Annotated in this window: 13 protein-coding genes and 1 riboswitch; of the genes, 7 read left to right on the top strand and 6 right to left on the bottom strand. The window is 67.6% G+C overall.

The features are described 5' to 3' along the window. Nucleotides 1-14: 14 nt before the first annotated feature. From LX13_RS18940 to gcvP, 7 genes are all read left to right on the top strand, one after another. Nucleotides 15-629 (top strand): CDP-alcohol phosphatidyltransferase family protein, encoded by a 615-nt coding sequence (locus tag LX13_RS18940; RefSeq protein WP_253662890.1) that lies wholly within the window; start codon nt 15-17, stop codon nt 627-629. Between the two features lie 10 nt (nt 630-639). Next, nucleotides 640-1044: a glycine cleavage system protein GcvH gene (gene gcvH / locus LX13_RS18945; RefSeq protein WP_253662891.1), complete on the top strand. Its 405-nt coding sequence runs from the start codon at nt 640-642 to the stop codon at nt 1042-1044. Between the two features lie 280 nt (nt 1045-1324). Further along, nucleotides 1325-1780 carry a glycogen accumulation regulator GarA gene (garA, locus tag LX13_RS18950; protein WP_188493041.1) on the top strand — a complete coding sequence of 152 codons (456 nt, stop codon included), beginning with the start codon at nt 1325-1327 and terminating at the stop codon, nt 1778-1780. 3 nt (nt 1781-1783) lie between these two features. After that, nucleotides 1784-2506: a transcriptional regulator FtsR gene (gene ftsR, locus LX13_RS18955; RefSeq protein ID WP_253662892.1), complete on the top strand. Its 723-nt coding sequence runs from the start codon at nt 1784-1786 to the stop codon at nt 2504-2506. A gap of 127 nt (nt 2507-2633) precedes the next feature. After that, complete coding sequence (locus LX13_RS18960; RefSeq protein ID WP_253662893.1) at nt 2634-3134, top strand: bifunctional nuclease family protein; 501 nt, start codon at nt 2634-2636, stop codon at nt 3132-3134. Between the two features lie 294 nt (nt 3135-3428). Beyond that, nucleotides 3429-4040 (top strand): MerR family transcriptional regulator, encoded by a 612-nt coding sequence (locus LX13_RS18965; protein WP_372500013.1) that lies wholly within the window; start codon nt 3429-3431, stop codon nt 4038-4040. A gap of 13 nt (nt 4041-4053) precedes the next feature. Continuing rightward, nucleotides 4054-4158: riboswitch (glycine riboswitch) on the top strand. A 174-nt stretch (nt 4159-4332) separates the two neighbouring features. Continuing rightward, on the top strand, nt 4333-7173 hold the full coding sequence (gcvP, locus tag LX13_RS18970; RefSeq protein WP_253662894.1) for an aminomethyl-transferring glycine dehydrogenase: 2841 nt from the start codon (nt 4333-4335) through the stop codon (nt 7171-7173). A gap of 65 nt (nt 7174-7238) precedes the next feature. Here gcvP and LX13_RS18975 read toward each other — a convergent pair whose 3' ends face one another. The 6 genes from LX13_RS18975 to LX13_RS19000 form a co-directional block, all read right to left on the bottom strand. Next, entirely contained in the window at nt 7239-7703 is a 465-nt protein-coding gene (locus LX13_RS18975) for a hypothetical protein (RefSeq protein WP_253662895.1), read from the bottom strand. A gap of 54 nt (nt 7704-7757) precedes the next feature. Further along, nucleotides 7758-8930 (bottom strand): substrate-binding domain-containing protein, encoded by a 1173-nt coding sequence (locus tag LX13_RS18980; RefSeq protein WP_253662896.1) that lies wholly within the window; start codon nt 8928-8930, stop codon nt 7758-7760. Between the two features lie 24 nt (nt 8931-8954). Continuing rightward, nucleotides 8955-11117, bottom strand: a complete 2163-nt coding sequence (locus tag LX13_RS18985; RefSeq protein WP_253662897.1) for a malate synthase G — start codon at nt 11115-11117, stop codon at nt 8955-8957. Nucleotides 11118-11186: 69 nt separating this feature from the next. After that, complete coding sequence (locus LX13_RS18990) at nt 11187-12077, bottom strand: 3-methyladenine DNA glycosylase (protein ID WP_253662898.1); 891 nt, start codon at nt 12075-12077, stop codon at nt 11187-11189. Continuing rightward, a complete protein-coding gene (locus tag LX13_RS18995; RefSeq protein WP_253662899.1) occupies nt 12077-13153 on the bottom strand; it encodes a hemolysin family protein in 1077 nt (358 codons plus the stop codon). The genes LX13_RS18990 and LX13_RS18995 overlap by 1 nt, the downstream gene beginning before the upstream one ends. After that, nucleotides 13150-14568: a hemolysin family protein gene (locus LX13_RS19000; RefSeq protein WP_253662900.1), complete on the bottom strand. Its 1419-nt coding sequence runs from the start codon at nt 14566-14568 to the stop codon at nt 13150-13152. Before LX13_RS19000 ends, LX13_RS18995 begins: the two co-directional genes overlap by 4 nt. Between the last annotated feature and the right edge of the window lie 100 nt (nt 14569-14668).

Raw genomic sequence — 14668 nt, forward strand, 5'->3', positions numbered from 1 at the left:
GACAGGCTGAGCGCATGAGTGCAGAGGCGCAACAGTCCGCCGACCGGGTGCTGACGATCCCGAACGCGCTCAGTTTCCTGCGGCTGGTGCTCGTGCCGGTATTCCTGTGGCTGCTGCTCGTCGAGAAGGCCGACGGGTGGGCCTTCGTGGTCCTGCTGGTGTCGGGTTTCTCGGACTATGCCGACGGAAAACTCGCCAGGCTGCTGAACCAGTCGTCGAAACTCGGCGCCCTTCTCGACCCCGCGGCCGACCGGATCTACATGATCATCGTCCCCATCGGGCTGGGCGTGCGCGAGATCATCCCGTGGTGGTTGATCGGGATCCTCATCGGTCGAGATCTGCTGCTGCTGCTCAGCGTGCCGCTTCTGCGGACCAGGGGACTGACCGCGTTGCCGTCGACGTACGTGGGCAAGGCGGCGACCTTCGCGCTCATGTACGGGTTCCCGCTGATACTCGGTGGGCAGCTCGACGGTGTGTTCGGCGACATCGTCCGACCCATCGGTTGGGCGTTCCTGATCTGGGGTACCGGCATGTACGTCTGGTCGTTCCTGCAGTACTGGGTGCAGACCGTCCTGGTGATGCAGAAGATGCCACCGGGCGGTGGGATGTCGGCGGTCGATTCGCGCTAAGGTTCTCCGCGTGACTGAGATCGAGGTGCCCGAAAACCTGCGCTACACCGTCGAACACGAGTGGATCGAGCAGACCGCGCCGGGCGTGGTCCGGATCGGCATCACCTCCTACGCCCAGGATCAACTCGGCGACGTGGTGTTCGTGCAACTGCCCGCCGTCGACGACGCCGTAGACAAGGGCGAGTCGTTCGCCGAGGTCGAGTCGACCAAGAGCGTCTCGGACATCTTCGGTCCCATCGACGGATCCATCGCGGCCGTCAACGACGACCTCGACGCCACTCCCGAGCTGGTCAACTCCGATCCGTACGGTGCCGGGTGGCTGGTCGAGATCGCGGTTCCGGAGGGTACCGATCTCGGCGTCGTCCTCGAGGACATGCTCGACGCCGACGCGTACCGCGCGGTCATCGAGGGCTGATCCACCGAGTCCCGCGACCGCCGATGTTTCGCGTCGGTCAGCGGTTAGGATCGGCGGTGTCTCCGCCCGACAGGGCAGGGTACGGTCAGTGGAGCAAAGCGGTCGGGCGCGGCGAGATCCGACATCGACCGCTGGGCGTCGGCGACCACAGCACGACACAACGAGCGTCAGGACCGACCCCGAACATCATGGCCACGATCTGCCGGCACGTCACGGTGGGCCGGCCATCGCGTCCCACCCCGAGACCATCGGATGGGCACGGAACACTTAAGGAGAATTGGTGAGCGACAACGACAAGGACCTCCAGGCACCCGTGGAGACGACCTCGGTCTTCCGCGCCGACTTCATCAAGGAGCTCGACGCCAACGGCGGCTCGACCGAGACCTCGGAGACCGGCGCCGAGCGCTTGTCGGCCGGAACCGCTCTCCTCGTGGTCAAGCGCGGTCCGAACGCGGGCTCGCGCTTCCTGCTCGACCAGGCCACCACCTCGGCCGGTCGCCACCCCGACAGCGACATCTTCCTCGACGACGTCACCGTCAGCCGCCGTCACGCGGAGTTCCGCCTGGGCGACAACGAGTTCCAGGTCGTCGACGTGGGCAGCCTCAACGGCACCTACGTCAACCGCGAGCCGGTCGACTCCGCTGTGCTGGCCAACGGTGACGAGGTCCAGATCGGCAAGTTCCGTCTGGTCTTCCTCAGCGGCCCGCACGACGACGGATCCCAGGCCGCCGGTTAATCGATGACCGCACCGTCCTCGGGTGGTCGACACGAAGGATCGATGTCCATCGGATCGGTCCTCGATCGTCTGCGGGGCGACTTCCCCGACGTCACCATCTCGAAGATCCGTTTCCTCGAGGCGGAGGGGCTGATCACCCCGGAGCGTTCACCGTCGGGCTACCGACGTTTCAGCCACGCCGATTGTGAGCGCCTGCGTTTCGTGCTCACCGCGCAGCGCGACCGCTACCTGCCGCTCAAGGTCATCAAGGAACAACTCGAGGCCATCGACCGCGGCGAGCGTGTCGACCCCGGTACGCCGCGACTGCTGTCGTCGGCACGGTCGTGGGTTGCGCCCGCGATCGACTTCGAGCGATCGGGCGGCCGGATCTCGCGCGAGACCCTGCTCGAACGCACCGGCGCCGACGCGGCCTTCGTCGCCGAACTGATGCGCAGCGGTCTCCTCACGGCAGGGCCCGGCGGATTCTTCGACGAGGACGCCGTCCGCCTGGTGGAAGCGGCCGCGGCGCTCGCCGATTTCGGGCTCGAGGCCCGTCATCTGAGGGCGTTCAAGGTCTCGGCCGACCGCGAGGCCGGTTTGGTCGCACAGATCGCCAACCCGATCGCCAAGAGCAAGGGCGCCGGCGCCCGAGATCGTGCCGAGGAGTTGATCCGCGAGGTCGCGGCGCTCTCGGTCACGCTGCACACCCAGCTCGTCAAAGCCGCGGTACGCGACGCACTCGACTGAGCGGGAGTAGCGTCGAATTCAGATCGAGCGCGGTCGTGTTCGTGCCATAACATTGGTGCAGGCCGGCCGCGCCTTCGTGCGGTTGTCGACAGCAGGTTGGGAGAACACTCGATGGGTGCGGTGCGACATGTGTGAGATGCAGGTGGTCGGGATTCGCGTGGAACCGCCCCAGGGCCAACCGGTGCTGCTCCTCCGCGAGGTGGACGGCGAACGCTATCTGCCGATCTGGATCGGACAGAGCGAAGCCGCGTCGATCGCGCTGCGGCAGAAGGGCGTCGAGCCGCCCCGGCCGCTGACCCACGACCTCATCGTCAACCTGGTCGCCGCGTTCGGCCAGGAACTGATCGAGGTGCGCATCGTCGACATGCAGGAGGGGACCTTCTACGCCGAGATGGTCTTCGCCGGCGATCTACGCGTGTCGGCCCGGCCGTCGGACTCGGTGGCCATCGCCATGCGGGCCGAGGTGCCGATCATCGCCGAGGAGGGCGTGCTCGCCGAGGCGGGTCTGCTGATCCCCGACGAGGAGTCCGCCGACTCCGAAGAGGTCAAGGAGGACGAGGTGGAGAAGTTCAAGGAGTTCCTCGACACCATCTCCCCGGACGACTTCAAGGCGACCGGCGGATCCTGACCGGTTCGTCGGACCTCGGTCCCACATCACGGTTGTGCATCCGCGGGGTCACGGTTCACCCTCAACCTCACGTTGAGAGTCACGTGCTCCGCGAGTCGCATTGAAACCACCCCTTCGCCGCCATAGGTTTGCCCACAGATCCCGCGATCGAGCGGGACGCCAACCAGGGTCGGGTCGGACGGCGTAATCTGAGTTGCAACGATGGTGTTTTCGTCGTCGTCCTCGGGTTGCCGGGGACGCCCGGTGAGCATTCAGGAGTACGCAGTGGGCGATGAGCCGAACAACCGCGACGGCGTGACCAGCGTCGACCAAGTCGCGACGGCACCGGTGGCCGCATCTGCGCGCCCCACGCAGGGCACCCTCGACGACATCGCGCCGGGACTCTTCCCGAACGACACCGTCCCCGATGAACTCGTCGGATACCGCGTTCCCAGTGCGTGCCAGATCGCCGGCATCACCTACCGACAGCTCGACTACTGGGCCCGTACGTCCCTGGTGGTCCCGTCCATCCGCAGCGCCGCGGGCAGCGGCAGCCAGCGGCTGTACTCCTTCAAGGACATCCTGGTCCTGAAGATCGTGAAGCGACTCCTCGACACCGGTATCTCGCTGCAGAACATCCGCGTCGCCGTCGACCACCTGCGCAAGCGGGGCGTCGAGGACCTGGCACGCATCACCCTGTTCTCCGACGGCACCACGGTCTACGAGTGCACCTCGGCCGAAGAGGTCGTCGACCTGCTGCAGGGCGGTCAAGGTGTCTTCGGCATCGCTGTCAGCGGCGCGATGCGCGAACTGTCCGGCACCATCGCCGACTTCCCGGGTGAGCGCGCCGACGGCGGTGTGAGCGAGACCGCACCCGAGGACGAGCTGGCGGCTCGCCGGAAGACCCGTACCCGCAAGACGGGCTAGACTTCTCCTACGTCGCCGCACCATGGGAGAGCGTCGGGTCAGCCACGGCTGGTCCCGGCCGCCGAAGGAGCAACACCTCTCCGTCAATCTCTCAGGCATCCAGGACCGTGGTGCGCTACGACGTCTCTGGAAAGTGGTGACCCCGGTCGCCCGCCCACGGTGAAAGGCCGCGCCTCGCGCAGCTGAATCTCTCAGGCGCCTGAGTCCGACCGCGAGGTCGGGCGAGAGCAGGACAGAGGGGGAGGACCCACCCCGTCCGGCGTGATGTCGGACTCGGCGCAAAGGTTCTCCCGTGGTGCAACATTCCGATGTCTTCGCCGATCGTCATGTCGGCCCCGATTCCGACGACCTCGCGCGCATCCTCGCGCTCCTCGACGTGTCCTCGCTCGAGGACCTCGCGTCCGCGGTGGTCCCCGCCTCGATCGCCGATCCCGCCGACGACAACGGTCTCGACGTGCTGCCGCCCGCGGCCACCGAGGTCGAGGCGCTGGCCGAACTCGCAGCGCTCGCGTCGCAGAACACCGTCGCGACCTCGATGATCGGCCTGGGCTACTACGGCACACACACGCCGGCCGTGCTGCGGCGCTCGCTCATCGAGAACCCCGCCTGGTACACCGCGTACACCCCGTACCAGCCCGAGATCAGCCAGGGACGACTCGAGGCGTTGCTCAACTTCCAGACGATGGTCTCCGACCTGACCGGCATGGACGTGGCGAACGCGTCGATGCTCGACGAGTCGACCGCCGCCGCCGAGGCGATGACGCTGCTGCGTCGCGCCAACAAGAACAAGTCGCCGCGATTCGTCGTCGACACCGACCTGTTCCCCCAGACCCTGGCCGTCATCGAGACCCGCGCCGAGCCGCTGGGCATCGAGGTCGTCCGTGCCGATCTCACCGCCGGGCTGCCCGACGGTGACTTCTACGGCGTGTTGCTGCAGGTGCCCGCGGCGTCCGGCGCCGTCATCGACGCCGCCCCGATCATCGCAGCGGCGCACGAACGGGGCGCCCTCGTCGCCGTCGGCGCCGATCTTCTCGCTCTCACGCTCATCACCCCTCCCGGGGAACAGGGCGCCGACGTCTGCTTCGGGACCACCCAGCGCTTCGGCGTGCCGATGGGCTTTGGCGGACCCCACGCGGGGTACCTCTCGGTGCGCAGCGCGCACGCGCGACAGCTGCCGGGTCGCCTTGTCGGGGTGTCGAAGGACGCCGACGGGAACCTGGCGTACCGGTTGTCGCTGCAGACCCGCGAGCAGCACATCCGTCGTGAGAAGGCGACCAGCAACATCTGCACCGCGCAGGTCCTGCTCGCCGTCCTCGCTGCCATGTACGCGAGCTACCACGGCCCCAAGGGGCTGACCGCCATCGCACGCCGTACCCACGCCCACGCCGCTCGCATCGCCGCCGCCCTCGGTGACGCCGTCGTCCACGACACGTTCTTCGACACCGTGCTCGCACGGGTTCCCGGCCGTGCGTCCGACGTGGTCGCCGCAGCCAAGACCAGCGGCGTCAACCTACGGTTCGTCGACGACGACCATGTCGGTATCGCGTGCGACGAGACGACGATCGACGCCCATGTCGACTCCGTCATCGAGGCCTTCGGTGTCTCGGCCGCGGAGCCGCGCGATGCCGAGTTCGGCTCACGCACCACCGAATTCCTCACCCATCCCGCGTTCGGTCGGTACCACACCGAGACGGCGATGCTGCGGTACCTGCGTCGACTGTCCGACAAGGACATCGCGCTCGACCGCAGCATGATCCCGCTCGGCTCGTGCACCATGAAGCTCAACGCGGCCGCCGAGATGGAGCCGATCACCTGGCCGGAGATCGCGAACCTGCACCCGTTCGCACCGAAGTCGGACGTCGTCGGGATGCACACCATGATCTCGCGGCTGGAGAACTGGCTGTCGGAGATCACCGGGTACGACCGGGTCAGCCTGCAGCCGAACGCCGGATCGCAGGGTGAGTACGCCGGCCTGCTCGCCATCCGCAAGTACCACCTCAGTCGTGGTGACGAGGCCCGGGACATCTGCCTGATCCCGTCGAGCGCGCACGGCACCAACGCCGCGTCCGCGGTCATGGCGGGTATGCGGGTGGTCGTGGTCGCGTGCCGCGCGAACGGTGACGTCGACACCGCCGACCTCAAGGAGAAGATCGCCACCCACGCGGAGTCGCTGGCGGCGATCATGATCACCTACCCGTCGACCCATGGCGTCTTCGAGCACGAGGTCCGCGAGATCTGCTCGGCCGTGCACGACGCGGGCGGACAGGTCTACGTCGACGGCGCGAACCTCAACGCCCTTGTCGGCGTTGCCCGCCCGGGTCGTTTCGGTGGCGACGTCAGCCACCTCAACCTGCACAAGACGTTCTGCATCCCGCACGGCGGCGGCGGACCCGGTGTCGGACCGATCGGGGTGCGCGAGCATCTCGCCGAGTTCCTGCCCGGCCACCCGCTCGACGACGATCTGCCGGGCGCGCTGACGATCTCGGGTGCGCCGTACGGATCGGCGTCGATCCTGCCGATCACCTACGCCTACATCCTGATGATGGGCGCCGAGGGACTGCGGCGGGCGACGCTGACCGCGATCGCGTCGGCGAACTACATCGCCAAGCGTCTCGGTGACCACTACCCGGTCCTCTACACCGGGCACGACGGCACCGTCGCACACGAGTGCATCCTCGACCTGCGTCCGATCACAAAGGCCACCGGCGTCACCGTCGACGATGTCGCCAAGCGCTTGGCCGACTACGGGTTCCACGCACCGACGATGAGCTTCCCGGTCTCCGGCACGCTCATGGTCGAGCCCACCGAGAGCGAGAACCTCGACGAGATCGACGCGTTCTGTGACGCGATGGTCGAGATCAAGGCCGAGATCGAACTCGTCGCCGACGGCACCTGGTCGGTGGACGACAACCCGCTGCGCGGCGCGCCGCACACAGCGGAATGCCTCGTCGCCGACACGTGGGACCACCCGTACTCACGTGAGGTCGCCGCGTTCCCGAGCGGGCGTCCCTCGTCCGGGGCACGCGACAAGGTGTGGCCGTCGGTCCGTCGTATCGATGGCGTCTACGGCGACCGCAACCTGGTCTGCAGCTGCCCGCCCATCGAGGCGTTCAGCGACCCTGTAGAGGCCTGAGTTCGAAGCCGCTCGGGGTACACAAACCACGTGGCTGGCGTCCGGTGGCTGTGTGGCGCGTCTATCTACCCTGAGCGGTGTGGGCTGTGGCGACAGGCCGGTTCGCGCGACTCGATTCCGTTCCCGCGATCAGGATTGGGGTCGCGGAAGCGGATTTGGGTAGAACGAGGGGGTTGATCCGGGCTCTCTAGGCGGAATTTGGTCATAGCCGTCGATACGAGACCGAAAAGAGCAGATGCAACTGCTATGAACACAACCTGTAAGAGAACAAATGAGCCGGGCCCGCCGTTGCCGTGACTGGTCGAATCGTCCAACCAGGTCCACGCCCAGAACACGAACCACGCGCCGGATGAGACTTTGGTGCCCACCTCAATACTTTTGCTGATCACTGTCATACGTGATGAGAGCCCGACGAGCCCCTTCGCCAGGCCCTCGGACAGAAGGTAAACGCCGGACGCGAGAAAGAAATAAGCGCCAAAGGCTCCCCACGGGACGGCTTGCGTGGTCGCACCGGCGAGATCAGTCGTCATGAAGTGGACCCTCGCACAACCGACAGACAACCTACCTTGATGGCGTTGCTGTCTTCAGCCGCCGAGGATGATCTTCGCGATGGTCGCTGCCGCGGCCGGCTCCGGTGCGGGCATGGGGTTGTTCGTGACCGGGAAGGTCACCGCCGCCGTGGCCGCCGGTAGCGGAGCGTTGCCGCGGAAACCAAGTGCGGTGATGGATTTCAGCTGCTCCGGTGTGCGGGCGAAGTCGAAGAATCGGGTGACCGCCTCGGCCTGCGCCGCGCTGACCTGCTGACCCGTGAGGTCGATGACGGGGTAGTCGGCCATCGGGGTCGGACCGTCGGGCAGCAGCTCGACGACGCCGGGGGAGGTGTCGGTGCGGGTGGCCGCGTACAACGCCTGCTCGGTGATCGGAATGGCGTGAATCGATGCGGCCGCCGGGTTGCCGGAGTTCGCGATGGTGGGCAGTGCCCCGGTGGCGACACCGTCGGTGGGTGTCGGTGCGCGCCTGCGCAAATCGGTCAGCGTCGAGGTGACCGTGGCCGAGTCGGCGTCGGCGGCGGTGAGTCCGCCGGTAGTCGTCCGCGACACCTGCGTGGCGATGGCCTCGGCCGCGAGCACACTCGCGTCGCTGCCGGGTCCGGCGGCGAGCGCCATCTTCAACGACCCCCACCCGCGCAGACCGAGATCGTCGAGGCTGTTGTCGCGGCGCGCCAATGTGGGGATGTCGAGCCACCCCACCGTGGAACCGGCCGCCCGCGCGAGTTCGGGGGCCACCGCGAGAACGACCGGCGATGTCACCAGCGACTCGGGGTTGCCGTCGACGACCGCCGAACGGGCGGTGAGAAGCTGCGCGCTCCACACCGACGACGCCGGCACCCAGGCCGCCGGGTAGGGGCCCATGGACTCGGTGTCCCAGGTGCCGGAGAGTCCGTCGAGCGTGACCTTCGCGTCCTGCGGTGCCACGGTGACGGTGATGCATTGGTCGCGCACCACCGGTTTGGTCGCGTTGTAGGCGCCGGCGATGGTGTTCAGCGGTGTCGCGAGGGCGGGATCGGCCAGGACGGTGACCGTGGCCGGCCCCTCGACGCAGGCCTTGGCCGCATCGTCCCCGTCGGCGGAGATCCGGTTGCCCAGGACGACCCACACGACCACCAGCACCGCGACGACCACGATCGCCAGGAAACCGAACACGACGCCGCGGCTGATGCCGCGGCGTCGTGTGTCATCGGTGCGATGTTGGCCCATGACAGGCGAGGATAGTCGTCCCGCTCAGGCGTTCGCGGCCTTGTACTCGCGACGACGCCGATGCAGGATCGGCTCGGTGTAGCCGCTCGGCTGCGTCGTCCCGGACACGATCAGCTCCTTGGCCGCCTGGAAGGCGATGTTGGAGTCGAAATCCGGTGCCAGCGGCCGGTAGGTGGGGTCCGACGAGTTCTGTCGGTCGACCACCGGCGCCATCCGCTCGAGCGACGCGACCACGTCGGCCTCGGAGACGACACCGTGACGGATCCAGTTGGCGAGCAGCTGGCTCGAGATCCGCAGCGTCGCACGGTCCTCCATGAGCGCGACGTCGTGGATGTCGGGGACCTTCGAGCAACCGACGCCGGCGTCGATCCACCGGACCACGTAGCCGAGGATCGACTGGCAGTTGTTGTCGAGCTCCTGCTGCTTCTCCTCGTCGGACCAGTCGGTCTTCGGTGCGAGCGGGATGGTCAGGATGTCGTCGACCGACGCCGGATCACGCTTGGCGATCTCGTCCTGGCGCTCGAACACATCGATCTGGTGGTAGTGCAGAGCGTGCAGGGTCGCCGCGGTCGGCGACGGCACCCACGCGGTGTTCGCGCCGGCCTTGGGGTGGCCGATCTTCTGCTCGAGCATGTCGGCCATCAGATCCGGCATGGCCCACATGCCCTTGCCGATCTGCGCACGGTGTTGCAGACCTGCGTGCAGGCCGGTGTCGACGTTGAAGTCCTCGTAGGCCTTGATCCAGGTCTGCGACTTCATCTCCGCCTTGCGCACGACGGCGCCCGCCTCCATGGAGGTGTGGATCTCGTCGCCGGTGCGGTCGAGGAAGCCGGTGTTGATGAAGACGACGCGCTCGGACGCCGCGGCGATACAGGCCTTGAGGTTGACCGTGGTGCGGCGCTCCTCGTCCATGATCCCGACCTTGATGGTGTTCTCCGGCAACCCGAGAACCGTCTCGACGCGACCGAACAGTTCGGCGGTGAAGGCGACCTCGTCGGGGCCGTGCATCTTCGGCTTGACGATGTAGATGGATCCGGTGCGCGAGTTCTGCAGACCGTCGGCACTCATGCCGTGGACGCCGATCAGCGAGGTGAACAACGCATCGAGGATGCCCTCGCCGACCTCGTTGCCGTCGGCGTCGAGGATCGCGTCGTTGGTCATCAGGTGGCCGACGTTGCGGACGAACAGCAGCGAGCGACCCGGCAACGACAGCTCGCCGCCGTCCGGTGCGGTGTAGACGCGGTCGGGGTTGAGCACGCGCGTGAAGGTCTTGCCGCCCTTGGCGACCTCTTCGGACAGGTCGCCGCGGTTGAGGCCGAGCCAGTTGCGGTAACCGAGCACCTTGTCGTCGGCGTCGACGGCCGCGACGGAGTCCTCGAAGTCCATGATCGTGGTGATCGCCGACTCGACGAGGACGTCCTTGACGCCCGCCGGGTCGGTGGACCCGATCGGGGAATCGGCATCGATCTGGACCTCGAGATGAAGTCCGTTGTGACGCACCAGGACCCCGGTGGGAGCCGCGGCGTCGCCGAGGTAGCCCGCGAACGCGTTCGGGTCGGCGAGCGACGTGGTGCTGCCGCCGTCGAGGGTGACGACCAGAGCGGATCCGTCGATGTGCAGTTTCGTCACCGACGTCCACGAGCCGTCCTCCAGCGCCGCGGCGTAGTCCAGGACGTTCTTGGCGTAGGCGATGACCTTGTCGCCGCGCACCTTGTTGTAGGACGTGCCCTTCTCGGCGCCGTCGGCCTCGGAGATGGCGTCGGTGCCGTAGAGCGCGTCGTACAGCGAGCCCCACCGCGCGTTCGACGCGTTCAGCGCGAAGCGGGCGTTGAGGACGGGGACCACGAGCTGCGGGCCCGCGGTGCTGGTGATCTCGGTGTCGACGTTGTCGGTCGTGATCTGGAAGTCCTCGGGCACCGGCGCGAGGTAGCCGATCTCGGTGAGGAACTCCTTGTAGGCGACCGGCTCGAAGGTGTTGTCGTGGTGCCAGGCGTCGATCTTGGCCTGCAGCGACTCGCGGATCTCGAGGAGCTCGCGGTTGCGCGGCGCGAGATCGGTGATCACGGCGGCGGCACCGGTCCAGAAAGCGTCCTGATCCACACCGGTCCCGGGAAGGGCCTCGGAGTTGATGAAGTCGTAGAGAACGGATGCGACCTGCACCCCGTTCACCGTGACGCGCTCGGACATGGTTGCCTCACTTCTCGTCGTCGAAACAGCGGAATGTACGTTGCCAGGCTACTTGGGAGTAACAAGCCGTCAGCGGGGAGGTTGGCGGTCGATCAGACCGGCACAACTGTCGATCAGTCGGCGCCGGATCAGCGCCGCGTGATCGGTCAACGTCGCCTGCTGACGGACGTATTCCGCACGTCCGGCGGGCGTCTCCACCGCGATGGGGGCGAAGCCCAGCGCGGCGAAGTCGTACGGGCTCGCCCGCATGTCCAACTCGCGGAGGTCGAACGCGACCTCGAGTGCGTCCACGACCAGGTCGGAGCCGATCAGCGGGCTCAACTTGTAGGCCCATTTGTAGAGGTCCATGCCCGCATGGACGCAGCCGGGCTGCTCGGAGTCGACCTGTGTCTCGCGCGTCAACGACATCAGGTTGCGCGGGCCCGCCGGCTCGGTGAAGAACCGGAAAGCGTCGAAATGGGTACACCGCAGCTCACTGGCCTCGACCGCGGCGTCGGTGTCGGCGGCCGACAGCCGCAGGGGCGTCCGGTGCCGGATGTCGGAGGCCGGTGCGCGGTAGACCATCGCCCATTCGTGCATCCCGAAGCAGTTGAGGCGGGGCGCTCGGTCGGCGGTGGCGCGAAGGAGACCGTCGACGAACCCGACGGTCCGGGAGCGGGTCTCGAGATACGCCGGGTCGACGGTGACGGCATCCCCATCCGCGGACGGCACGTAGTGCGGGTAGTCGGCGTGTTCGGTCGGCATGTCGAGGTCGACGCCATAGCCGGGGTGCCAGCGCATCAACAGCGCGGGTTTGTGGCTGTAGTAGCGGAACAGGAAATCCCACACCGGGTGCGGCGACCCGTCGCGCGTCCGTGCCGGATGGTCGTCGAGCACACGACCCACCCGACCACGGTGCCGCTCGGTCCGCTCGGCGATGTCGGACGCGCACAGGCGCACGCGAAGTCCCTGGACCGCCATCAGATCCGGTGCGTCTCGTCTCGCACGGTGCCGACGAACTCCTCGACGAGGTCCTCGAGCGCGACGATGCCGACCGTGCGCCCGTTGACGTCGACGACCGCGCCGAGGTGGGCGCTGGTCCGGCGCAGGGCGGCGGTGGCCTCGTCGAGCGAGGTGTCGCCGGAGATGACCGGCAGCGGGCGGATCTTGTCGACGCCGATGATCGAGTCCTGCCCGATGTCGTCGTCGAGGATCTCGTCGAGCACGTCCTTGAGATGCAGGTATCCGGTGTAGGCGCCGTCGGAACCGCGCACCGGGAACCGCGAGAAGCCGGTGTCGGAGACGGCCCGCTCGATCGACCCCAACGTGGGGCCGGACCGACCGGTCACCGGGTCGGCGGTGACCCGCACACTGCGCAATTCGTCGAGTCCGATCGCCACCTCGACGACGGTCCGACCGGTGGTCTGCAGCGCGCGGGTGAGACGGTCGTGCTCCTCGGCGTCGATCAGCCCCTCCTCGCGGGACTCACCGATCATCGCGGCGAGTTCGCCCGCCGAGACCGTCGCGTCGAGCTCGTCCTTGGGTTCCACCCGGATGGCGCGCAACGACAGGTTCGCGGCGAGGTTGTAGAAGGAGATGAGCGGGCGGGCCAGCTTGATGAACGCCAGATGCGCGGGCACCAGCAGCATCGCCGACTTCTCGGGACCGGCCAGCGCGATGTTCTTGGGCACCATCTCGCCGAGCAGGATGTGCAGCACGACGACCAGGGCGAGGGCGATCGCGAAACCGATCGGGTGCAGGAAGCTCTCGGGCACACCGAGGAGGTCCATTGGCTTCTCGATCAGATGCGCCACTGCAGGCTCACCGACACGACCCAGCAGGATCGAACAGATGGTGATGCCCAGCTGCGCTCCGGCGAGCATGAGCGAGAGTTGTTGGCCGGCACGGATGACCGTCAGCGCCCGGCGTTTGCCCTCGTCGGCCAGGGCCTCGAGTCGGTCGCGGCGGGCGGAGATGAGCGAGAACTCGGCGCCGACGAAGAAGGCGTTGCCCGCCAGCAGGAGCACGGCGAGCAGGACGCCGAGGAGGTCGTTCACGAGCTGACCTCCTCGTCGGTGTCGGTGTCGGTGCCGTCGGCGTTCCGTTGATCCTCGGGGATCGGTTCGATGGCCACCATGTCGATGCGGCGGCCGTCCATCCGGACCACCCGCGCCCGCCACTTCGGCACCACCGGCATGGGGTCGTTGCCGCTCTCGTCGTCGTCGGATCCCGCGCGCTCGGGGAGGTCGACGACGTCGCCTTCCTGGGCGAGCCGACCCAGGGTGTGCATGACGAGACCGCCGAGGGTGTCGTAGTCGCCGTCGGGTGCCTTGTAGCCGGTGGCCTCCAACAGCTCGTCGATGCGCAGCAGTCCGGCGCAGAGGTAGCCCTCGCCGTCCTTCTGGACATCGGCCTGCTCGTCGTCGTGTTCGTCGGTGACGTCACCGACGATCTCCTCGATGAGGTCCTCGGTGGTGACGATGCCCGCGGTGCCGCCGTATTCGTCGATCACGACCGCGACCTGCATGCCGTCGGCCCGGATGCGGCTCATCAACGCGTCGCCGTCGAGACTCGCGGGCACCACCGGCACCGGCCGGGCGAGGTCGCCCAGACGCGTGGTGCGGCGTTCCGACAGCGGAACCGTGAAGGCCTGTTTGATGTGGACGAACCCGCGGATGTTGTCGAGATCGCCGTCGACGACCACCGGGAAACGGGAGAACCCGGTCTCCGACGCGGCCACGATGAGGTCACGGACGTTCGCGTCCTCGTCGACCGCGTCGACGGTGACGCGCGGTGTCATCAGTTCCTCGGCGGTGCGTTCGCCGAAGCGCAGCGAGCGGTTCACCAGGATCGCGGTGCCCTGGTCGAGTGACCCTTCGCGCGCCGAGTTGCGCACCAGGGATCCGAGTTCCTGTGGCGAGCGCGCCGAGCGCAGCTCCTCTGCCGGTTCGATGCCCAGGCGTCGGACCAGCCAGTTCGCCGTCCCGTTGAGACCGTTGATGGCCCACCCGAAGGCGGTTGAGAACACCGTCATCGGCCCGGCCGTCCCGCGCGCGGTGGGCAACGGACGTGCGATGGCGAAGTTCTTCGGGATGAGCTCGCCCAGGATCATCGACAGCGAGGTGGCGATCACCAGGGCGAGCAGGAGCGAGACCACCGAGGTGACCTGCTCCGACGTCCCGATCGCGTCGAACACGGGGGAGAACAGCTGCGCCAGAACCGGTTCGGCGATGTAACCGGTGACCAGGGTGGTGATCGTGATGCCCAACTGCGCGCCGGACAGCTGGAACGACAGCGTCTTGTGCGCGTGGCTGACCTGCCGCGAGCGGCGATCGTCACGCTGCCGGCGGTCGGCCTCGATGGTGGAGCGCTCCAGCGCGGTGAGCGAGAACTCGGCCGCGACGAACAGGGCGGTGCCGAGTGTGAGGGCGATGAAGCCCAGCAGACTGCCGATGAGGATGAGTGCCTGCATGCTCAGCGACCCGGCTCAGATGTCGGGGTGATGTGGCTGTGCGTGAGCACGGGTGCCGTGGGCACCAAGATGTCCTCCATGGGGCGCCGGGGAGCGAGTC

Origin of the sequence: Williamsia maris (assembly GCF_024171815.1) — a bacterium.
Taxonomy (GTDB): Bacteria; Actinomycetota; Actinomycetes; order Mycobacteriales; family Mycobacteriaceae; genus Williamsia_A; species Williamsia_A maris.